A 21533-nucleotide genomic window follows, 5' to 3' on the forward strand; every position below is an offset into this window, starting at 1 on the left:
CCTTATCGGTTTAGTTCTAGCTGTAAACTATCAGCTGTTATGGCTATTTTTGAGGAATCATCTTGAATATTCTTCATTATCTGTGAAATAGTTTCTAACTCATTTTCAATTTTTTTATTTTGTTCTTTAGAGTTAGACATATCTTTTACGATTTCTTGGAAATATTGATCTGTCGCATGCATACTATCTGTCCCTTCAGATACGAGAGAGCTAATTTGTTCCACGGAAGAAGAGACATGTATAATTTGTTCATTAGTTTTTTCAACGAGTTTTGTAACGTTGGATATTGATTCTTTTGTTTGTTCTGATAATTTTCGAATTTCCCCTGCCACAACTGAAAAACCTTTACCAAATTCGCCAGCGCGTGCAGACTCAATAGCAGCATTTAATGCGAGTAAATTTGTTTGCTCAGCGATTGATTTTACAATATCAATGATTTCGTTAATTTTGTTAGAAATATCAAGAAGTTCATGAGTATCTGTAATAATAGTTTCCATATTCGTTTGAATGCTTGCCATTCGTTTGTTTTGCAGATTTAATTGTTCCTGTCCTTTGTTGGCCTTTTCTTCTGATGTCGTAGCTAATGATGTACCTGTTTTTGCAATGCCCACGATATTTTCTGATTTAGATGTTAATTTTTGAATAGAAGAGCTTGTTTTTTCAGATACAGCTGCTAGTTCTGTTGCAATATGTGTAATCGTCATAGCAGTCAGTTCTTTTTCCTTTTCATGCTCTTTTTGAATTCTTTCGTATTCAGATTCATAGGCTGCAATAACAAGTTCTTGTTCTAATGTGAATAATTTATTTATTACATTTATAGAATAAGAGAAATCTTCTATCGTCGAAAATTTTGTTTGTAAAATCTTCATGACAGAGCGAAATAATTCTTGATAGGCGGCAGTATACCATTTTCTATGTAAACCAATTTGTACATGCCTTTTTGCAATTCTAATACGTTGTTCAATAAAATCTTCATGCATATTTCCACTGAATAATTCTTTAATGTGTGTCTTTAAAGTTTGTTTTAATTTTGGAATAGAGCTGTAACGTTCAATAATAGTAATTAAATTAGGTTGTTTTGTGATATTGGTATAGAATTTTTCTGTGATCCAATCTATTTCCTCATAAATAAAAGGCTGTAGTACTTTTACAATTTGTAAATCTTCCTTTGAAATATGCAGCATATCCATTTGAGTTTTCAGTTCAGAATTAACGGGCACGTTAAATATTATTTGTTGGCCTTTACTTAATTCAATTATACTGGCGCTTGTTTTATTGTTATTTTTTTTAAAAACCCCAAGCATCATTCTTCCCCCTGTTTGTAAAGCGTTTTCATTTTTTGGTTCATATATAATTATATATGTATATATAAAATTACTCTATAGTATGTAGAATTGTATATAAATTAAGAGAATTCTTTATAGAATTCTCTTAATGACCTTTATTAATCTTTGCATGTGTTTTAAAGAAAACTGGGAAATGTACATTATATATTACGGTGACGACACGAATAACGAATGTTATTAATAAACAAACATAGAAAGCTAACACGTGTGCCCCCAGTGCATGTGTGATTAGGAAGCTAACTGCTCCTAAAATAGAAGCAATTGCGTATATTTCTTTTCGGAATACATAAGGGATATCTTGAGCGCAAATGTCGCGTAAAATACCGCCTCCAATACCTGTAATGACTCCCATTGAAACGACTAAAAACGAGGCGTCAACGTGATGTGACATTGCTGCATTTGCACCAATGGCTGTAAAAACACCTAAACCAACAGCATCAGAAAGCATAATAACGACTTGAAGTTTATTAATACGCTCAAAAAACATACATGTGAATAATGCTGATAGTACACTTACGAAAAAGTAAATGGGTTTTACAAATGCGACGGGAGGCAGGTTACCAATCATAATATCACGAATAATACCGCCGCCGAGCGCAGTAGCTACAGCTAAACAAAGGACACCGAATAAATCTAAATCTTTTTTCAAACCAACTAATGTACCAGAAATGGCAGCGGCGATAATGCCAAGAAACGTAAATATATCGATTAATAACATGGCCTTAATCCCTTTCTCTTAAAGATGTTCCAGAGAAAAAATATACACTAAAGTTTTGGAAATAACAATTACTTTTCGCTACATGTAGAAAAACGGATGAAATACATAAAGAAAGCGTTTGAAAATGTTTGGAAATTAAATTAAAAAAGTGCTGAGAGATTAATTTTGTAGTTTTTTGCTGTGGCTTAGTTGGAGGGGGATTACAATAGAAAAAGAATAGTTTTACATTTGTATAAAATGATAAAAAAATATTTCTATATTGTCGAAAATAAGTAAATGAGTGTTAGATAGTTTTTATAGGGATAGGGAAGGATAGCTAAAGGACAATATCTGCTACTACTAATAATGCTGGATTTGACTAGTTTCGGCATAAAAAATAGTTCTCAATTTAAATATGAGTTATGTTATAATTGCTAGGTGTTTTTTAAACGATAGAAAACTATGATTAAAAGATAATGTAAAGATTTTGTATGGAGGTCTTGGAATGTTAGCAAATCAAGCTAGGGTTAGATTTGAGCATTTTTTGCTCTTTTTTATTATTTTACAGCCTGTTTTAGATTTATTAACGTCTCTTAGCATCATTTTATTAAAGGCAAATGCCACTGTTGGAATTTTAGTAAGATTTCTTATTATGGCTGTTGGTGGTATTTACATTTTAATTCAGGCGAAAGAGAAGGAAAATAGGAAGTTTTTAATTTACCTTATATTATTAGCAGTAGTATTAGGAATAGGATTTATTAATAATACACTAGTTAAGAATCCTATTGTACTGAGTGAAGAAGTTAAGTTTGTTGCGAAGGCATTATATATATATATTATGCTAGGGTCATACATTTTAGCTTTAAAATCATTGAAAAAGACAGTAAATATTAGTGATAAAGTCAGAAATAGCATTGTATATTCTACATTAATCATTAACGCTGTTATGGTTATTTCTATTTCAACATCTACAGACTTTGGTAGTTATGAATGGATGAAAGTTGGTTCCCGAGGATGGTTCTATGCAGGTAATGAACTAGGATCAATCTTAGCTATCATTTTCCCTATTGTGGTACTATATTCTATTCAAAAAACAAAGAGCGTGAAACATGTTTTATATTGGATTCCATCGCTTTTAATGATTTACTCGTTAATTCAAGTTGGTACAAAAGTAGGAATGGGCTCAATTGGTGCTACGTTAGCAGCAGCAATCGGGATTATCGTACTACAATTACTATTCGATAGAAAAAATCCAAATAAGAAGTCTCTTGTACTTAATGCATTCATTGCTGTCGTCCTATTAGCTGGTGTTGCCGGAACGTTTAAAATGACACCATTAGCACAAAATATGGGCATTCATACTAACTATTTATCAGAACAAAATGTAGCGCAGCAAGGTCAAAAAGAGAAAGAAATTAAAGAGAAAATTAAAAAAGAAGAAAAACAACATAAAGTTGAAAAGCCAGAAGAAAAGGCAAAGATAGAAGCAGAAGTTAAGAAAGAGCTGGAGAAAGAGCAAAAGAAAGAAAATCAAGAAAATCTTATTTTCAGCGGACGTCAAGTATATGAAGAGAGACATAAGCAGTTCTTTAAAGAAGCGCCAATGTCACAAAAGCTATTAGGAATGGGTTATGCAGGTAACTTTAAGTATAATGAACAAAAGCAACCAGATCCGAAGTTAATTGAAATGGACTTCCATGATTGGTTTTATGATTTCGGAATTATTGGCTTTGCATTACTAATGATTCCATTTATTTATTACGGCTTAAGAATCCTACTAGCATTTATTACAAGATTTAAGGAAATATTTAATGTAAAATATGGAATGCTTTCAGCAAGCTTAGTATTAGCACTAGGCATTGCATATATTGCAGGACATATTTTGACAGCACCAGGAGTTGGTATTTACTTTGTAGTGGTGTTAGCTTATCTCATTGTAGATCTAGAAATTGAATGATAAAAATAAAAGCTAACTTTTGTTAGCTTTTATTTTTTAGTACAGTAAAATAAAGATAGATGGAAATGTAGCGAAGATTTAAAGGAGGAAAAAATATGAGGATATTGCATATGAATGCAGGAGCAGAAGATGGAGGAGGAAAAACACATATTATTTCACTTCTCGATCAGTTCCCAACTGGTGAAGTAGAATTAGCAGTATTTGAAGATGGAATTGTTGCGAAAGAAGCAAGAGAGCTAGGGATAAAAGTTCATGTGTTTTCACAAAAATCTCGCTATGACTTATCCATTTTAAAGAACATAAGTAACTTCATTAATAAAGAAAAATTTGATGTAGTTCATACACACGGTCCTAGGGCGAATTTCTATGTTTCTCTAATGAAAAAGAAAATCGAGGCAAAATGGGTAACGACAATTCATAGTGATCCATTTCAAGACTTTACTAAACAAGGCTTAAAGGGTTGGATTTTTACCAAATTAAACTTAAAGGCTTTAAAAAATATAGATTTATTTTTTGTTGTAACGAATAGATTGAAAAAAAGCTTAGCGGCATTAGGCATTTCAAATGAAAAGATGCATGTTATTTATAATGGGATTGAATATGATAAGGAAAAAGCACAAGGTTATAATAAACAGGAAATGTTTAATATTGATGAAGATGTGTTTACCGCAATTCAAGTGGCACGCTTGCATCCTGTTAAAGGACATGAAGTTTTATTCGATGCATTGAAGCAGACGAAATTGACGAAAATTAAAGTACTATTAGTTGGTGATGGTCCGTTAGAAAATGAGCTGAAGGCGCTAGCTACTGAAAAAGGGATTAATGATAAAGTTGAGTTTTTAGGACATCGTCAAGATGTAAAACAATTATTTGCATCATCACATATAAATTTATTAACATCGCATAGTGAAGGGTTCCCATTAGTCCTATTAGAAGCGGCAAATCAACGTGTTCCATCTATCGTGACGAGAGCGGGAGAAATCGAACCGCTAATTGTAGATGAAACATATGGATGGATTGTACCAACCGGTAATGGTAAAGCATTAGCAGAGGCACTAGAGGAAGCTTATGACAAGTGGAAAACAGGAGAACTAGCTGTGATGGGAAAACATATTTACGAACACGCTACAATGAACTTCTCACTACACAAATTATATGAAGATACGAAAGAAACGTATAAGCAATTAATAGCGAAAAACCTTTAATAATAGAGAGGATAGTTAATTATGGCAGTACAAACAGTTGATATTCTAGGCGTTCCTTTCTCTACAATGACAATGGATGAAACGATCCAATATTTAAAGAAGCAACTAGAATTAGAGCAAGCTCATACTTTTCAGGTGGTAACAGCAAATCCTGAAATTGTTATGTGCGCAAAAAAGGACGAAAAGTTCCATAAAACATTATTAAATACAGACTTAATTACACCTGATGGTATTGGGGTTGTAAAAGCAAGTGGTATGCTTGGCACACCATTAAAAGAGCGTGTGGCTGGATTTGATTTAATGAGCAATTTATTTGCAAAGTTATCAGAAGATAAGAAATCAGTATCTGTTTTCTTATTAGGTGCAAAACCACATGTTGTACAAGCTGCAGCTGATCATTTAACGAAGACATATTCGGCTGTATCTATTGTGGGTATACAAGATGGATATTTTAAACAAGAAGAAGAAGAGAATATTGTTTCACGTATTCAAGAGGCAAAACCAGACCTATTACTTGTTGCGCTTGGATTCCCAAGACAAGAAAACTTTATCCAAAACAATAAGCATCGTTTAGAAACGAAAATGGCTGTTGGAGTAGGCGGTAGTTTAGATGTATGGGCAGGAGAGGTAAAACGTGCCCCAAAATGGATTCAAGCTATTCATTTAGAGTGGTTTTATAGATTATGTAGCAATCCAACACGTTGGCGCCGTCAGTTAGTATTAGCGGAATTTTTAAAAGAAGTAATGCGTTTAAAAAAGTAGCGGAACATCGCTACTTTTTTTATTTGTTCATTTTTGATAAACATTTTATTTTTTGGGAATGATGAAGGAGAATTTTTTACGCGAAAGTATTTTACTTATACAATTCACACATGTAAAATGATGTGTAAAGACAGCTGTGTAAGGAGGACCTCTTGTGGGTAAGGTAAAAGAAATTTCAAAGCGAAAGCTACTTGGTATAGCAGGGCTTGGCTGGCTATTTGACGCAATGGACGTTGGAATGCTTTCGTTTGTAATTGTGGCATTACAAAAAGATTGGGGATTAAGTACTCAAGAGATGGGTTGGATAGGGAGTATTAACTCAATTGGTATGGCTGTAGGGGCGCTCGTTTTTGGGATACTATCAGATAAAATAGGACGGAAATCAGTCTTTATCATTACATTATTACTATTTTCTATCGGTAGTGGTTTAACAGCTTTAACGACGACACTCGCGATGTTTCTTATTTTACGCTTTTTAATTGGTATGGGACTTGGCGGAGAACTTCCAGTTGCATCTACTCTTGTATCGGAGAGTGTTGAAGCGCACGAACGTGGAAAAATAGTTGTACTATTAGAAAGTTTCTGGGCTGGTGGCTGGTTAATCGCAGCTCTTATCTCGTATTTTGTTATTCCTAAATATGGATGGGAAGTTGCGATGGTATTAAGTGCAGTTCCAGCGTTATATGCTTTATATTTAAGATGGAATTTACCCGATTCCCCGCGATTTGAAAAGGTTGAAAAAAGGCCATCTGTTATTGAAAATATAAAATCGGTTTGGTCTGGAGAATATCGTAAGGCAACAATTATGTTATGGATCCTATGGTTTTGTGTTGTCTTTTCCTATTATGGCATGTTCCTTTGGTTACCTAGTGTAATGGTATTGAAAGGCTTTAGTTTAATAAAAAGTTTTCAGTACGTACTCATTATGACTTTAGCCCAACTTCCAGGATATTTTACAGCTGCATGGTTTATTGAACGCCTTGGTCGTAAATTTGTATTGGTTACGTATTTAATTGGTACAGCATGTAGTGCGTATGTGTTCGGGATCGCGGATTCATTAACAGCATTAATAGTAGCTGGTATGTTACTATCCTTCTTTAATTTAGGTGCGTGGGGTGCCTTATATGCTTATACACCTGAACAGTATCCAACGGTTATTCGCGGTACAGGTGCAGGAATGGCAGCAGCATTCGGGCGTATTGGTGGTATTCTTGGCCCGTTATTAGTAGGTTATTTAGTTGCTTCACAAGCTTCGCTCTCGCTAATATTTACGATTTTTTGTGGATCAATTTTAATTGGGGCACTTGCTGTAGTTATACTTGGTCAAGAAACGAAACAGAGGGAATTGGCATAAAAGAAAAGGGAAACCAAAGTGGTTTCCTTTTTTCTGTTTTTTTAGATAAATAATGGTATAGTAAGAAAAAGGGATTGTTTCTTACTAAAGCGAATGTATACAACAGGACATATGGACAAAGGAATTAGGTGGTTGGATAAATGAAAATTTTACTTATCATGGAAGAGACAGAAGAGCGAAGAAAATTAGTTGAGAACTTTACTGAGAATATTCGAAATGTAGAATGTTTTGAAGCGAAAACTGGAACAGAATCTTTGCTAATAATGAAAAAACATACACCTGATTTTGTTTTTTTAAATTCGCAATTAATAGATGGTACTGGTTTTGAATACTCGAGTTTATTACGAGAAGTAAATTGTTATACGAAATTTATTTTTATTGGTGAGGATATAGAAGAGGCAATTACAGCTTTTCGTTTCCAAGCGTTTTATTATTTATTACGACCATTTCGTGAAGAAGATTTACAATTCATTTTATATAAAATGGGGAAAGAACAAGTTGAGAAGGCAAAGAGTCATTTGCGTAAATTGCCGATAGAAGGTCATGAGGGGATTAGATATATTTTCCCAGAAGATATTGTGTATGTAAGTAAAAATAAGGAAAATAAAACAGTTTCAATTTATACAACGAATAATCAGTATATTTCAACTTACACACTCCAGGAATTAGAAAATAAACTAAATGCATATGATTTTTTACGTGTACATAAAAGCTATTTAATTAACATGTCATATGTACAAGAGCTTAAACCTTATTATAATGGCACGTATAATTTGTATTTAGACAGGTATGATGAGCAACCGATTCCAGTAAGCCGCAATTATGTAAAACGACTTCGAAATAAAATTGAGCTATGACAAGTAATGAGAGAATTTCAACATAATAACCTAAAAATCCTTCATGATAGGGAGGATTTAAGTTAAATATTCAGAAAATTTAGTACAATCTCCTCTAAGAAGTAGTAATGGGGGGATTGTATGTGAAAACATTGAAATCAATTTTACTTTGGGGAGTAATTGCAGCACTAGGAGCATCTGCTTTTGGTGTAATAGCTTTATCGCAAGGTGAGACAATTAATGCTGTATGGCTATTAGTTGCTGCTGTATCAGTGTATGCGATTGCTTATCGCTTTTATAGTAGATTTATAGCAAGAAAAGTTTTTGGCCTAGATAATAATAGGCAAACACCTGCTCATACGTTAAATGATGGGAAGGATTATGTTCCGACAAATAAATGGGTTTTATTCGGACATCACTTTGCAGCGATTGCTGGGGCAGGTCCTTTAGTAGGACCAATTTTGGCGGCGCAGATGGGATATTTACCTGGGACAATTTGGATTATTGTTGGGGTAGTTATCGCTGGAGCTGTACAAGATTTTGTAATTTTATTTGCTTCAATGAGACGTAATGGTAAATCATTAGGGGAAATGATTAAAGATGAGATTGGTCCTGTTACAGGGTTAATTGCAATGATTGGTATTTTGGGTATTATGATAATTTTATTAGCAGTATTAGCTTTAGTAGTTGTGAAGGCACTTGTTGGAAGCCCATGGGGAATGTTTACAATCGCAGCAACGATTCCAATTGCTATTTTAATGGGAGTTTACATGCGTTACATTAGACCAGGACGAGTAGGGGAAGGATCAGTAATTGGTATTGTTCTACTAGTACTATCTCTTATTGGCGGGCAATATGTAGCAGAAAATCCAACGCTTGCAAGTATGTTTACTTTTAGTGGTGAAACAATTGCTATTATGCTTATTGTATATGGATTCATTGCATCGGCATTACCAGTTTGGATGCTCCTTGCACCACGTGATTATTTAAGTACATTTTTAAAAGTAGGAACGATTGTTGGATTAGCAATTGGTATTTTAATTGTAGCTCCAGATTTGAAGATGCCGGCAGTATCTCAATTTATTGATGGAACAGGCCCTGTTTTCTCTGGGAATTTATTTCCGTTCTTATTTATTACAATAGCTTGCGGTGCTGTCTCTGGATTCCATGCTCTCGTTTCATCAGGTACGACGCCGAAAATGATTGAGCAAGAAGGTCATGCACAACCAATTGGTTATGGGGCAATGTTAATGGAATCATTTGTAGCAGCGATGGCTATGATTGCAGCTTGTGTATTAACACCAGGAACTTATTTTGCAATCAATAGTCCAGCGGCACTAATCGGAACAGATGTATCACAAGCAGCTCAAGTTATTTCTTCCTGGGGATTTGCTATTACACCGAATGAATTAAAAGAACTTGCTGTTAACGTCGGAGAACAGACCATTTTATCACGTACAGGTGGCGCACCAACATTAGCAATTGGTATGGCGCATATATTTTCACAAGTAATAGGTGGAACGGCGATGATGGCATTTTGGTATCATTTTGCTATTCTTTTTGAAGCACTATTTATTTTAACAACGATTGATGCCGGAACACGTGTAGGTCGATTTATGATTCAAGATATTTTAGGCCATGTATATAAGCCGTTTGCGAAAACAGATTCTACATTAGCGAATGTGATTGCTACAACGCTATGCGTACTAGGCTGGGGGTACTTCTTATACCAAGGGGTAGTCGATCCTCTCGGTGGAATTAATACGCTATGGCCACTTTTCGGTATTGCAAATCAAATGTTAGCGGGGATTGCATTATTACTTGGAACGACAATTTTATTCAAAATGGGGAAAAAGGCATACGTTTGGGTAACGCTTATTCCGACTGTAGGATTACTGATTGTAACGATGACAGCTGGTTATCAAAAGTTATTTCATGAAAATCCTAAAATAGGGTTTCTATCCCATGCGAAAGTGTTCCAAGGAGCATTAGATGATGGGAAGGTATTAGCTCCAGCTAAAAACGTTGCGCAAATGAAACAAATTATTTTTAATGACTATATTGATGCAACGCTTTGTGGGATTTTTATGATAGTTGTAATTGCAGTATTAATTTCTGCACTTCGAATTTGGATTCAAGTATTAAGAAATAAGCCAATGCCGTTAAAAGAGGCACCATATATTCCTAGAGATGAAAGTGAGTCGAGGAACTATGCTTAAAAGATTACAGGAGGTATGGGGAAAGAGAAAACAATTTATTAGTTTACTTGTCGGAGTTCCAAGTTATGAAACATATGTAAATCATATGAAAGTACATCATCCAGAAGAGGAAATTCTTTGTCAAAAACAATTTTTTGCTGAGGCACAAGAAGCTAGATTTAATGCAAAAGGCGGAAAAATATCACGATGTTGTTAATGGAAGGGGCGAAATTTCGTCCCTTTTTTATTTTGTTGTTCCACGTGGAACAACAAAATAAAAAACTTTGGGAATTATAGGGATTTCGTAATACAATAAAATATAGAAGGGGATAGATGGAAAAGAAAAAGTAGGGAGATTATTTTATGTTCAGAGATCTATTTGTAAATATGACAATTATTCTTTCCTTTATCTTTGTAGGTGGTCAGCTTTTAAGAGATAAGTCATTAAAAGAGGAATTCTCTTTTGGACAGAAATGTGTGGCCGGTATTTTTACTGGAATACTAAGTATATTATTGATGCATTTTGGCGTACATATTGAAGATATTATGTTGGATTTACGTTATTTAGCTGTTATTTTGGCAATTATAATTGGAGGTCCGATAGCCAGTAGTATAACAGTTACTATTATTTTAATCACTCGGCTATTTTTTACTGAGTACTCTTTAGCCTCTGAATTGGCTTGCTATACTATCGTGGCAATAGGGATTGGTATTATCTTCATTTGGCGGATGAAAGTTTCTATATTCACAAAATGGGTATGGTTTAATGTGTACAGTTTGTCTATTTTAACAATACCACTTTCTATTTTATTTAAGGATATATTCGTAGTGGTATTATATTTAGTTTGTAGTATTGTTGCGGCATACATCACATTTGTAAGTGCAAGCTACGTATTGCAATCGAATGAATTATTTCAAACGATGAAGCAGTATGCAACGATGGACGCATTAACAGGTCTAGGAAATGTAAGACAATTTGATTTAGAGATGAATCGTCATATTGGTAACAAACATATGAAAAATGATTTGCTTTGTTTATTACTTATTGATATTGATCACTTTAAGTATGTAAATGATACGTATGGTCATCCGGCTGGGGATGAGGTATTAAAAAAAGTGGGGTATATTTTACTAGAGAATGCACCATTCTCAAACTTGGTTTTTCGAAAGGGTGGCGAGGAGTTTGCCCTGTTATTACCAAAAAAGGGGTTGGCATATGGAACTCGTATAGGGGAACAAATTCGTCTAGCTGTTGAAAGATATTCCTTCCAATTGTTAAGTGGGGAAGAAATTAAAATTACAGTTTCAGTTGGGGTTTCGGAGTATGAAAAATCACCCGAGCAATTTATTCAATTAGCTGATGACGCATTATACTATTCAAAAAGAAATGGTAGAAATAAGGTTAGTGCAGCATCATAAGGATGAGGGGAGAGAAGTTGGTTTCTCTCAAATACCCTTGTAAATGATTAAAACCCACAGGGAGAATAAATTCCCTGTGGGTTTTAATATACTTTTAAAGCTATTAATGGGTAGCTTTATTTAGACAAGTTCTTTCGGTGCAACGAATTTGCGGTATGCACCGTGATGTGTTGGTCCTACATATTCGTTAATTTTGAATGAATGACGAATTGCAGCTGTGATGAATTCTTTTGCAGTTTTGACTGCTTCTTTCACAGTTTTTCCTTTTGCAAGTTCTGCTGTAATTGCAGCAGAATATGTACAACCTGCGCCGTGTGTATTTGTCGTATCAATCTTTTCAGATTCTAGAAGATCGAATGTTTCGCCGTCATATAACACATCAATAGCAGTTTCTGTACCTAATTTGCTACCACCTTTAATTAGTACGTATTTAGCACCTAAAGCATGGATTTTCTTTGCAGCTTCTTTCATGTCCTCAAGAGAATTAATTTTCACACCACTTAATTGATACGCTTCAAATAAGTTTGGAGTAACAACTAATGCTTTTGGAACAAGAACGTCACGTAAGCAGTCATTTGTTTCAGGATGTAACGCTTCATCTGCCCCTTTACATACCATAACAGGATCAACTACTACATTTTTGAAATTGTGCTTTTCAATTGTTTTCGCAACCATTTCAATAATTTCTACCGATCCAAGCATACCTGTTTTTAAAGCATCTACGCCAACGCCTTCAATTGTTGTTTCTAATTGTGGTTTTAATGTAGAAGCTGGGATTGGGAATACGTTATGTGCCCAACCGTTATGTGGATCCATTGTTACAATTGTCGTAAGAGATGTCATTCCGTATACGCCAAGTTCTTGGAATGTTTTTAAATCTGCTTGTATACCAGCACCGCCACTTGTATCAGAACCAGCGATTGTAAGTGCTTTGTTTAATGTCATTAGGAAAGCCCCCTTAGGTGATATAATGAAAACTACGTTTTCACTATTATATCAATGTTACGAATAAGTACAAAGTGAAAAGTAGATGATTTATGTTAAGTACTATTTAAAATCTTGTATGTAGGAGACGAAGGATGTTTCAAGAGAATCGTACAAATGAATTAGTTATATTAAAAGAGATTGCAGAAACGTTGAATACCTCAAATGATACATATCACGTACTTCAGGCTGTGCTGGAAAAATTATTAAATGTAACTGGTTTAACAACAGGGTGGATTTTTCTTGCGGATGAAAACGGTAGATATACGAAGTTAATTGATTACCACTTACCGGAGGCACTGAAATTCGAAAATAAACGACCGATGTGCGAAGGGAATTGTTGGTGCCTACACAGCTTTGTGGAAGGGAAATTAGAGCGAGCGGTTAATATTATTGAATGTAAGAGAATAAATAATGCAATTGAATACAACTGGGGAGATACAGAAGGGATTGTACATCATGCGACTGTACCGCTAAAAGCAGGTGAAGACGAATTTGGCGTATTAAATGTGGCTAGCCCAGGTAAAACACATTTTTCTGAAGAAGAATTAGTACTATTACAATCAGTTGCATTTCAAATTGGAACAGCTTTAAAGCGCACAAAATTGTATGAAAATGAAAAGAGAAGAGCTCATTATTATGTAAAGTTAGAACGCTTTATTCAAGCTTTAAGAGCGATTCATAAATTTAATAAATTACCTGAGGAAGTTGTAAAGCAGGTAGGGAGTTTATTTCTATGGGAGCAAGTCGTATTCTTTATTAGAGAAGAAAATGAACTAACTGTGAGAGCTTCTTATAAGACGGGTGAACTACAAGATGATTTGACGGCGTCAGCACGGGAAGCATTGGAAAAAGAGGAGTCTGTCTTGCTGAAGCGTCAGGTTGGTAATATAGTACATCCTAATAGGGCAGTTATTGCTATTCCAATACATATTCAAAATCATATATTTGGCGTGCTAAGTGTAAGTTCTAATAATGGGGAATTTGATATAAATACGATAGATGTTGTACAAGCGTTAGCAAATCATATTTCATTAATGATAGAGAACTTGAGGTTAAATGAGAAGCGCCGCGAACTTGTACGAATGGAAGAACGTAATCGTTTAGCTAGAGATTTACACGATTCTGTTTCACAAAAGCTGTTTTCATTAACCTTTATGACGAAAGGCGCTGAAGCTGTTTTAAAGGGGCAAAATGAAAAGGTAGATCAGTCTTTGTATGAGATGCGTGGATTAGCACAAGGTGCCTTAAAAGAAATGAGGACATTAATTTGGCAACTTCGTCCAGCGGGACTAGAGAAAGGATTATTGCCAGCTTTAAAGCACTACGGTGAAAGTTTAGGATTAAAAATTCGGGAACAAGTTACAGGTGTGCGTGATTTGCCGCGTGTAGTAGAAGAAGCACTATGGCGAATTGGACAAGAAGCTTTAAATAACGTAAGTAAGCATGCGAATGTAAGAGAAGCGACAATTTATTTCAAAGTGACGGGGAAGAATGTATCATTAGAAATAGTCGATCAAGGAAATGGATTTGTAGAAGAGGATGTAAAAGAGAAGAAATCGCTTGGTATGACTACGATGCGTGAAAGAGTAGAGTTAGTTGGTGGAACGATTAAAATTGTAAGCAGCAAAAAACGGACGAGTGTAAAAGTAAATGTACCATTATGATGTGAAAATGAGGGAAGTTTGTGAAAATAAAAGTATTGTTAGTTGATGATCATACAGTTGTTTTAAAAGGATTAGCATTTTTTCTAAGTACGCAGGAAGATTTTGAATTAGTTGGGGAAGCGAATAATGGAAAAGAGGCGTTAGTGAAAGTAGGCGAAACGAATCCAGATGTCGTATTAATGGATTTATATATGCCTGAGATGGATGGGATTGAGGCGACGGCTTGTATTAAAAAAGAATATCCAAATGTGAAAGTAATTGTATTAACTAGTTTTTCGGATCAAGCACATGTATTGCCAGCATTAAAAGCTGGGGCAAGTGGCTATATTTTAAAAGATGTAGAACCAGATCAGCTTGTTGAAGCTATTCGAAGTGCGTATAAAGGTAACATTCAATTACATCCCGATATAGCAAATGCTCTTCTCTCTCAAACATTACCTCAAGAAGAGAAAGAGGAAGAATCTTTCGTTCATGTAGATGTACTAACGGCAAGGGAAAATGAAGTATTGCAGCTATTAGCGAAAGGGATGAGTAATAAAGAAATCGCTTCGGTTTTAGTTATTACTGAAAAAACGGTTAAAGCTCATGTAAGTAGTATTTTGAGTAAGTTAAATTTATCCGATCGCACACAAGCAGCATTATATGCAGTGAAAAACGGAATTGTATAAGACTAAAGTCGTAAGACCTAGTTCGCCTTTAGAAGGTGGACTTTTTTTATGGAAAAATACGTCTATGTGAGGACGAAATTGTCTTGATATAAAGATAAAATGTATTTGTAAGCAACAACAATTACAAGGGAGTAACCCTTTTTCGTAAGTAATATATAACAACGTAAGAGTGAGTAGTAGGAGGAGAAGAATCATGGCAACAGTTTTATTTGTAAAAGCAAACAACCGCCCAGCGGACCAAGCAGTTAGTGTGAAATTATATGAGGCATTTTTAGCAAGCTATAAAGAAGCACATCCAAATGATACAGTAGTAGAACTTGATTTATATAAAGAAGAATTACCATATGTAGGCGTAGATATGATTAATGGTACATTCAAAGCTGGTAAAGGATTTGATTTAACAGACGAAGAAGTAAAAGCGGTAGCAGTTGCTGATAAGTATTTAAATCAATTCTTAGAAGCTGATAAAGTAGTTTTCGGTTTCCCATTATGGAACTTAACGATTCCAGCAGTATTACACACGTATATTGATTATTTAAACCGTGCTGGTAAAACGTTTAAATATACACCAGAAGGTCCAGTTGGACTTATTGGAGATAAGAAAATTGCGTTATTAAATGCACGTGGCGGCGTATATTCTGAAGGACCAGCAGCTGAAGTAGAAATGGCTGTTAAATATGTAGCAAGCATGATGGGCTTCTTCGGTGCAACAAACATGGAAACAGTAGTTATTGAAGGACATAACCAATTCCCAGATAAAGCAGAAGAGATTATTACAACAGGTCTTGAAGAAGCAGCTAAAGTAGCAAGTAAATTTTAATTAAAATTATAATCGTCACTCGAAAAAACAGCATTAACATAAACGTTAATGCTGTTTTTTATGCTTTAAGTTCATTAGCAAGTTTTTTTAATTGAATTCGATCGTGTATGTAATAGGCGCGCCCGTCTTTTTTTAAATAATTTTGCTGGCAAAACTGGTTTAATACGTATAGAAGATGCCGGTAACTGACGTTTAAGTATTCTGAGGCCTCGGTATGTTTTTCGGTATAGCAATTATTTTGTTCCGTTAATAGAATAAACGCAGCTAATCGATTTTCGAACGGATAACTATAGTTTTTGGCGTAACTTTCTGTTCGGGTAATTGTTTTTTCGCCAATAAATTTGCATAGTTTCTGTAAAAAGGTAGCATCTTGCAATAAAAGATGCTGACAATTTTTAAGAGGAAGGGCTAAGCAAATACAATCGTCGATTACCTCAACCGCTTTCGTAACGGATTCTACGCCAATTAAGCCTAATTCCCCAATGAACGAAGGTGCTTGAATAAAGTTAATTAAGGAGACCCTCCCGTTTTTGTGACTCATATATATTTTCGCTTTCCCAGAAATTAAGTAATAAAGATAAGGGAAATCAGCTCCTTCATTACATATCCTTTCTTTCTTTTGAAAGGAATGTAGTTCGGTATACGGTAAGACATCAAAAGAAAAAAGAGTGTGGAAGTTGTAAGTTTGCATGTAATGAGAGATTTCTTCGCTATTTTTGCTGATTTTCATGTTTTCACCTCATATTTAGTATGAGATATCTCCTATTATTTTTACAAGAAAGAATGATACGATTTATTTAAATTTGTTTTTGTAGAAAAGAGAGTGTGAAGGGCTTATGAAAAAATATAAAACATTGTTGTTTGATGTAGATGATACATTGTTAGATTTCCAGAAGGCGGAGAAAGTGGCATTACGTATGCTTTTTGAAGAGAAAGGGATTCCTCTAACTAGCGAGGTTGAAGCGCATTATAAAAAAATTAATAAAAGTCTTTGGGATGCTTTTGAAGAGGGCGAAATAAACCGTGATGAAGTCGTAAATACACGGTTTTCGATTTTGTTTAAAGAGTATGGTCAAGAAGTAGATGGGATATTATTTGAAAATAATTATCGTAGTTATTTAGAAGAAGGTAATCAACTTATACAAGGGGCCTTTGAATTTATACAAAATATTCAAAGTGAGTATGATTTATATATCGTGACGAATGGTGCTTCAAAAACACAAGATAAGCGTCTGCGTAATGCAGGAATACATTCAAAATTTAAAGATATTTTCGTTTCTGAAGATACGGGCTTCCAAAAGCCAATGAAAGAGTATTTTGATTATGTTTTTGAACGCATTCCTAATTTCGTTTCTGAAGAAGGACTTATTATTGGGGATTCGTTAAGTGCCGATATTAAAGGCGGATATTTAGCGGGAATCGATACTTGTTGGTTTAATCCAGAAAAGAAATCAAATGAAAATGGGATTGTGCCAACGTATGAGGTACATAATTTTGAAGAGTTATACGCACTATTAAAGAAGCTTGTGTAATATAAATAGGCAGTGAAGATTTTGTCCCCACTGCCTATTTATATTAGTTTGTAGCTTCATTATGTTTAGGAAGCGGAAATGCATTACCAATGGCCGCCGCCCCGAGCATTGGTAATAATAAATTGAGCGGGAAAAACATGAGTAATAGTAATGTTATAGCTATTGGTTTTCTTAATGCATAGCTTGAAATAGCTGTCGTTACGATGGCTACAGAAGCTATTGGATCTATAGGGGCAATAGAAGCTATAGCATATCCAATACTTGATCCAGCAAATATAATGGGGAAAATATGTCCGCCGCGCCACCCCGTATTTAAACAAACGGCAGTAATACATAATTTTAAAACCCCTGAAAGAAGTAATACCCAAAAAGATAAATGGCTCCATTCGACGACTAAATCTTTTAACTGATGTTCCCCTGAGAATAATGTATATGGGAGAACTGTTCCTACAATTCCTAATAAAATACCACCGATAATTCCAAGTGATAGTTTGTATTCTCGGAAAGGATGAATTACTTTCTCTAATGTAAACTCTAATTTGAAATAAAGGAAACCGACCATGGCACCGATACTTGCAAGTGGTAGAAAGGCGATCCATTCATTGAGAGAAAGAGAGCCTTCTCCAAAATTAACAATAAAAGATCCACGATTATCTAATTTACTAAGCAATAAATAAACGGAAAATCCGGCAAAAGTGGTAGCTAAATATACGATTGCTTTTTTTCTCTTAGAAAACTCAGCAATTTGTTCATCTTCACTCTCATTCTCATTCGGAGCTAAATAACCGAATAATGGTGCATTGAAAATGACACTTAAAGTAGCACCAATTCCAACCTCTGTTAGTTCATTCATTCCCTTTAAAGCGAATTTAAAGCGATCCCCTACCCATGTGCAAAGTCCACCGATAATTCCAACAAGCGCTGCTTCCGGACCTAGACTAGCTCCAAATATTAAAACGATAATCGCAGTTAAAGTAGCTTTATGTACAAAACGGTATTCAATTCTACCTGTTTTTTTATATTCAGCCATTACTTCCGGCATAAGACGTGGATATGTACCGAAGTATTTTTGTGTTAAACCCACGAGAATACCGCCGATTATTGTTACACAAATGGTGTAATAAGGGGGAGAAGAAAATACTTTAGGTAAGTAGTCCCAAATAAAGTGGATTCCGAAATTTATTGTAACTAAAAATAGCCAGACTGTAGCTCCTACTATAGAGCCTAGAAGAATGCCGTATAGGACGAGTATATAGTTCATGTCCTTTTTATTTGTCATGTTATACCTCCGTTATGTAAGTTTTGATATGGAAGGGGTTAGATATGCTAGTATGAAATGAATTGAATATATATAGTATCTTTTTGAGAGGTCCGCTTATTCAATTTATACATTGCGATTTCATGAGAATTTGAAATCTGCACGGTTAAAGCACTTATTTAAGTGTATATAGTGATTCGAGTTTTTGAAAGGTATTTTTCATATAAACATGGAATATATTTCTTTTGTTGTTTATATTAAATTCCTGACATTTAATTTAGAACATTCAGAAAAACTATTTGACATTAGGAAATTATTGCTATAAAATCAACGGTAATTGCATAGTCTTATCAAGAAAAGGTGGAGGGACAGGCCCGATGAAACCTTGGCAACAGCCGTATAACGGAATTGTGCCAAATCCTGCAGGTAATAATCCTGAGAGATAAGAAAGAGCCTTTAGAGCGTGTTTTCAAACTGCTCCTTTCTTGTTTTCAGGAAAGGGGCAGTTTTTTATTTTTCATAAAAGAAAGGAGAACGAGAGATGGGAGAATCATGGGGGAAAGGAACTATTTGTGTGCAAGGTGGCTATACGCCAAAGAATGGTGAACCACGTGTTTTGCCACTTTATCAAAGTACAACGTATAAATACGATACTTCAGATGATTTAGCAGCGCTATTTAATTTGGAGGCAGAGGGGTATATATATACGCGTATTGGAAATCCTACGCTAGCTGCATTTGAGCAGAAGTTATCAGATTTAGAGGGCGGTGTAGGGGCTGTTGCAACAGCTTCTGGGCAGGCAGCTATTATGCTCGCAGTTTTAAATATTTGTAGTAGCGGAGACCATTTACTTTGTTCTTCAACAGTTTACGGGGGGACATTTAATTTATTTGGAGTGAGTTTGCGTAAGCTTGGTATTGATGTTACGTTCTTTAATCCAAATTTAACGGCCGATGAAATTGCGGCACTTGCTAACGACAAGACGAAGCTCATTTATGCAGAATCATTAGGAAATCCAGCGATGAACGTTTTAAATTTCAAAGAATTTTCAGCAGCGGCAACAGAATTAGAAGTACCTTTTATCGTTGATAATACATTAGCGACGCCTTATTTATGCCAAGCGTTTGAACATGGGGCAAATATTATCGTTCATTCTACGACGAAATATATTGATGGTCATGCGAGCTCATTAGGCGGCATTGTTATTGACGGAGGGAACTTTGATTGGACAAATGGAAAATATTCTGAGCTTGTTGAACCTGACCCGAGTTATCACGGCGTAAGTTATGTTCAAAATTTTGGAGCAGCAGCTTATATTGTGAAAGCACGCGTTCAATTATTAAGAGACTATGGAAACTGTATGAGCCCATTCAATGCATATATTAGCAATATTGGCTTGGAAACATTGCATTTACGAATGGAGCGTCATAGTGAAAATGCTCTCGCAGTTGCTAAGTGGCTTGCTAATCATGAACGTATTGAATGGGTGAATTATCCGGGATTAGATAGCAATGAAAATTATTCGTTAGCACAAAAGTATTTGAAAAAAGGTGCTAGTGGTGTTTTAACTTTTGGTATTAAAGGCGGATTAGAAGCAGCAAAAGAATTTATTGCAAGTGTGAAACTGGCAACTCTCGTAACGCATGTAGCTGATGCCAGAACTTGTGTAATACATCCCGCTAGTACGACACACAGACAATTAAGTACAGAAACTCAACGTTTAGCTGGTGTTACATCTGATTTAATTCGTTTATCGGTCGGTATAGAAGATGTTTCTGATATTATTGCCGATTTAGAAGCAGCGCTAGTCGGAGGCAAACAACATGCCGATTATAATTGATAAAGATTTACCAGCTCGCAAAGTATTACAAGAAGAAAATATTTTTGTAATGACGAAGGAGCGAGCAGAAACACAAGATATACGTGCTTTGAAAATTGCAATATTAAATTTAATGCCTACAAAGCAAGAAACAGAGGCACAATTACTTCGTTTAATTGGAAATACACCGTTACAATTAGATGTTCATTTATTACATATGGAATCACATCTATCTCGCAATGTAGCACAGGAACATTTAACGAGCTTTTATAAAACTTTCCGTGATATTGAAAACGAAAGATTTGATGGACTCATTATTACAGGAGCACCAGTTGAGACTCTTTCTTTTGAAGAAGTAGATTATTGGGAAGAGCTTGAACGTATTATGGAGTATTCAAAAACGAATGTAACATCTACGCTTCATATTTGCTGGGGAGCACAAGCAGGTTTGTATTATCACTATGGCGTTCCGAAGTATCCTCTTGCTGAAAAAATGTTTGGTGTGTTTGAACATGAGGTTCGCGAGCAACATGTGAAATTGTTACAAGGGTTTGATGAATTGTTTTTTGCCCCGCATTCTCGTCATACAGAAGTACGAGAGAGTGATATTGAAAAGGTGAAAGAATTAACGTTATTAGCAAACTCTGAAGAAGCGGGTGTTCATCTTGTTATTGGGCCAGAGGGAAGGCAAGTTTTCGTACTCGGGCATAGTGAATATAGCTGTGATACGTTAAAACAAGAATATGAACGAGATAGCCAAAAAGGGTTAAATATTGATGTGCCAAAAAATTATTTTAAACATAATAATCCAGATGAAAAGCCGCTTGTTAGGTGGAGGAGTCATGGAAATTTATTATTCTCTAATTGGTTGAATTATTACGTGTATCAAGAGACCCCTTATCTATTGTAAATAATGATTGTGTAACACGTGGTAGCGTTTTCTTGGTAAAGATTAACCTATATTTTTCGGAATGTTCAAAATACATTGTTTTTTAGATGTTTTGTTTATAT

At 35.0% G+C, this 21533-nt stretch carries 19 protein-coding genes and 1 riboswitch; of the genes, 14 read left to right on the top strand and 5 right to left on the bottom strand.

All coding sequences use genetic code 11. The annotated features are described in order from the left end of the window. Window positions 1-2: 2 nt before the first annotated feature. Together U860_RS0100380 and U860_RS0100385 are read right to left on the bottom strand one after the other, a co-directional pair. Entirely contained in the window at window positions 3-1304 is a 1302-nt protein-coding gene (locus U860_RS0100380) for a globin-coupled sensor protein (RefSeq protein ID WP_025146980.1), read from the bottom strand. 127 nt (window positions 1305-1431) lie between these two features. Next, window positions 1432-2064, bottom strand: a complete 633-nt coding sequence (locus U860_RS0100385; protein WP_002174452.1) for a TRIC cation channel family protein — start codon at window positions 2062-2064, stop codon at window positions 1432-1434. 484 nt (window positions 2065-2548) lie between these two features. Here U860_RS0100385 and U860_RS0100390 point away from each other — a divergent pair, with 484 nt between their 5' ends. From U860_RS0100390 to U860_RS0100425, 8 genes are all read left to right on the top strand, one after another. Then, window positions 2549-4000 carry an O-antigen ligase family protein gene (locus U860_RS0100390; RefSeq protein ID WP_025146981.1) on the top strand — a complete coding sequence of 484 codons (1452 nt, stop codon included), beginning with the start codon at window positions 2549-2551 and terminating at the stop codon, window positions 3998-4000. A gap of 95 nt (window positions 4001-4095) precedes the next feature. Then, the gene (locus U860_RS0100395; protein ID WP_025146982.1) at window positions 4096-5205 is read left to right on the top strand and encodes a glycosyltransferase family 4 protein; all 1110 of its coding nucleotides are present in this window, start codon (window positions 4096-4098) and stop codon (window positions 5203-5205) included. Between the two features lie 21 nt (window positions 5206-5226). After that, on the top strand, window positions 5227-5967 hold the full coding sequence (locus tag U860_RS0100400) for a WecB/TagA/CpsF family glycosyltransferase (RefSeq protein WP_025146983.1): 741 nt from the start codon (window positions 5227-5229) through the stop codon (window positions 5965-5967). Between the two features lie 154 nt (window positions 5968-6121). Continuing rightward, window positions 6122-7321, top strand: coding sequence for an MFS transporter (locus U860_RS0100405; RefSeq protein WP_025146984.1), 1200 nt, complete (start codon window positions 6122-6124; stop codon window positions 7319-7321). A gap of 140 nt (window positions 7322-7461) precedes the next feature. After that, window positions 7462-8178 carry a LytTR family DNA-binding domain-containing protein gene (locus U860_RS0100410; RefSeq protein ID WP_002174447.1) on the top strand — a complete coding sequence of 239 codons (717 nt, stop codon included), beginning with the start codon at window positions 7462-7464 and terminating at the stop codon, window positions 8176-8178. Window positions 8179-8300: 122 nt separating this feature from the next. Next, on the top strand, window positions 8301-10376 hold the full coding sequence (cstA, locus tag U860_RS0100415; protein ID WP_025146985.1) for a carbon starvation protein CstA: 2076 nt from the start codon (window positions 8301-8303) through the stop codon (window positions 10374-10376). After that, on the top strand, window positions 10369-10572 hold the full coding sequence (locus U860_RS0100420; RefSeq protein WP_025146986.1) for a YbdD/YjiX family protein: 204 nt from the start codon (window positions 10369-10371) through the stop codon (window positions 10570-10572). The genes cstA and U860_RS0100420 overlap by 8 nt, the downstream gene beginning before the upstream one ends. 146 nt (window positions 10573-10718) lie before the next feature. Next, window positions 10719-11774: a diguanylate cyclase gene (locus U860_RS0100425; protein WP_025146987.1), complete on the top strand. Its 1056-nt coding sequence runs from the start codon at window positions 10719-10721 to the stop codon at window positions 11772-11774. Between the two features lie 120 nt (window positions 11775-11894). On the opposite strand, the gene pdxK is transcribed toward U860_RS0100425, so the two are convergent. Next, the gene (gene pdxK / locus U860_RS0100430) at window positions 11895-12719 is read right to left on the bottom strand and encodes a pyridoxine/pyridoxal/pyridoxamine kinase (protein ID WP_002174443.1); all 825 of its coding nucleotides are present in this window, start codon (window positions 12717-12719) and stop codon (window positions 11895-11897) included. Window positions 12720-12853: 134 nt separating this feature from the next. Here pdxK and U860_RS0100435 point away from each other — a divergent pair, with 134 nt between their 5' ends. The 3 genes from U860_RS0100435 to U860_RS0100445 all read left to right on the top strand — a co-directional run bounded on the left by U860_RS0100435 (window position 12854) and on the right by U860_RS0100445 (window position 15913). Then, the gene (locus tag U860_RS0100435) at window positions 12854-14425 is read left to right on the top strand and encodes a GAF domain-containing sensor histidine kinase (protein ID WP_025146988.1); all 1572 of its coding nucleotides are present in this window, start codon (window positions 12854-12856) and stop codon (window positions 14423-14425) included. A 20-nt stretch (window positions 14426-14445) separates the two neighbouring features. Continuing rightward, window positions 14446-15093, top strand: coding sequence for a response regulator transcription factor (locus U860_RS0100440; RefSeq protein ID WP_025146989.1), 648 nt, complete (start codon window positions 14446-14448; stop codon window positions 15091-15093). A gap of 193 nt (window positions 15094-15286) precedes the next feature. Then, entirely contained in the window at window positions 15287-15913 is a 627-nt protein-coding gene (locus U860_RS0100445; RefSeq protein ID WP_025146990.1) for an FMN-dependent NADH-azoreductase, read from the top strand. A gap of 58 nt (window positions 15914-15971) precedes the next feature. On the opposite strand, the gene U860_RS0100450 is transcribed toward U860_RS0100445, so the two are convergent. Next, window positions 15972-16643 carry a transcriptional regulator YeiL gene (locus tag U860_RS0100450; protein ID WP_025146991.1) on the bottom strand — a complete coding sequence of 224 codons (672 nt, stop codon included), beginning with the start codon at window positions 16641-16643 and terminating at the stop codon, window positions 15972-15974. Between the two features lie 106 nt (window positions 16644-16749). Between U860_RS0100450 and U860_RS0100455 the strand changes: the two genes are divergently transcribed. Continuing rightward, entirely contained in the window at window positions 16750-17445 is a 696-nt protein-coding gene (locus U860_RS0100455) for a YjjG family noncanonical pyrimidine nucleotidase (protein WP_025146992.1), read from the top strand. A gap of 43 nt (window positions 17446-17488) precedes the next feature. Here the strand turns inward: U860_RS0100455 and U860_RS0100460 are convergent, their stop codons facing one another. Further along, on the bottom strand, window positions 17489-18724 hold the full coding sequence (locus U860_RS0100460; RefSeq protein WP_025146993.1) for a chloride channel protein: 1236 nt from the start codon (window positions 18722-18724) through the stop codon (window positions 17489-17491). A gap of 323 nt (window positions 18725-19047) precedes the next feature. Then, window positions 19048-19152, top strand: a riboswitch (SAM riboswitch). Window positions 19153-19244: 92 nt separating this feature from the next. On the opposite strand from U860_RS0100460, the gene U860_RS0100465 reads away from it, so the two are divergent. Together U860_RS0100465 and metA are read left to right on the top strand one after the other, a co-directional pair. Then, window positions 19245-20543 carry a bifunctional O-acetylhomoserine aminocarboxypropyltransferase/cysteine synthase gene (locus tag U860_RS0100465; RefSeq protein WP_025146994.1) on the top strand — a complete coding sequence of 433 codons (1299 nt, stop codon included), beginning with the start codon at window positions 19245-19247 and terminating at the stop codon, window positions 20541-20543. Then, window positions 20527-21432: a homoserine O-succinyltransferase gene (gene metA, locus U860_RS0100470; protein WP_025146995.1), complete on the top strand. Its 906-nt coding sequence runs from the start codon at window positions 20527-20529 to the stop codon at window positions 21430-21432. Before U860_RS0100465 ends, metA begins: the two co-directional genes overlap by 17 nt. Window positions 21433-21533 lie beyond the last annotated feature (101 nt).

It is taken from the genome of Bacillus sp. H1a (genome assembly GCF_000633475.1).
Lineage (GTDB): Bacteria > Bacillota > Bacilli > Bacillales > Bacillaceae_G > Bacillus_A > Bacillus_A paramycoides.

Bases quoted from the DNA above. Each gene is read 5' to 3' on its own strand.
- U860_RS0100445 (WP_025146990.1), top strand. From the start codon at position 15,287: ATGGCAACAGTTTTATTTGTAAAAGCAAACAACCGCCCAGCGGACCAA.
- U860_RS0100400 (WP_025146983.1), top strand. From the start codon at position 5,227: ATGGCAGTACAAACAGTTGATATTCTAGGCGTTCCTTTCTCTACAATG.
- U860_RS0100460 (WP_025146993.1), bottom strand. From the start codon at position 18,724: ATGACAAATAAAAAGGACATGAACTATATACTCGTCCTATACGGCATT.
- U860_RS0100395 (WP_025146982.1), top strand. From the start codon at position 4,096: ATGAGGATATTGCATATGAATGCAGGAGCAGAAGATGGAGGAGGAAAA.
- U860_RS0100455 (WP_025146992.1), top strand. From the start codon at position 16,750: ATGAAAAAATATAAAACATTGTTGTTTGATGTAGATGATACATTGTTA.
- U860_RS0100420 (WP_025146986.1), top strand. From the start codon at position 10,369: ATGCTTAAAAGATTACAGGAGGTATGGGGAAAGAGAAAACAATTTATT.
- U860_RS0100425 (WP_025146987.1), top strand. From the start codon at position 10,719: ATGTTCAGAGATCTATTTGTAAATATGACAATTATTCTTTCCTTTATC.
- U860_RS0100435 (WP_025146988.1), top strand. From the start codon at position 12,854: ATGTTTCAAGAGAATCGTACAAATGAATTAGTTATATTAAAAGAGATT.
- U860_RS0100390 (WP_025146981.1), top strand. From the start codon at position 2,549: ATGTTAGCAAATCAAGCTAGGGTTAGATTTGAGCATTTTTTGCTCTTT.
- U860_RS0100380 (WP_025146980.1), bottom strand. From the start codon at position 1,304: ATGCTTGGGGTTTTTAAAAAAAATAACAATAAAACAAGCGCCAGTATA.
- metA (WP_025146995.1), top strand. From the start codon at position 20,527: ATGCCGATTATAATTGATAAAGATTTACCAGCTCGCAAAGTATTACAA.
- U860_RS0100385 (WP_002174452.1), bottom strand. From the start codon at position 2,064: ATGTTATTAATCGATATATTTACGTTTCTTGGCATTATCGCCGCTGCC.
- pdxK (WP_002174443.1), bottom strand. From the start codon at position 12,719: ATGACATTAAACAAAGCACTTACAATCGCTGGTTCTGATACAAGTGGC.
- U860_RS0100450 (WP_025146991.1), bottom strand. From the start codon at position 16,643: ATGAAAATCAGCAAAAATAGCGAAGAAATCTCTCATTACATGCAAACT.
- U860_RS0100410 (WP_002174447.1), top strand. From the start codon at position 7,462: ATGAAAATTTTACTTATCATGGAAGAGACAGAAGAGCGAAGAAAATTA.
- U860_RS0100465 (WP_025146994.1), top strand. From the start codon at position 19,245: ATGGGAGAATCATGGGGGAAAGGAACTATTTGTGTGCAAGGTGGCTAT.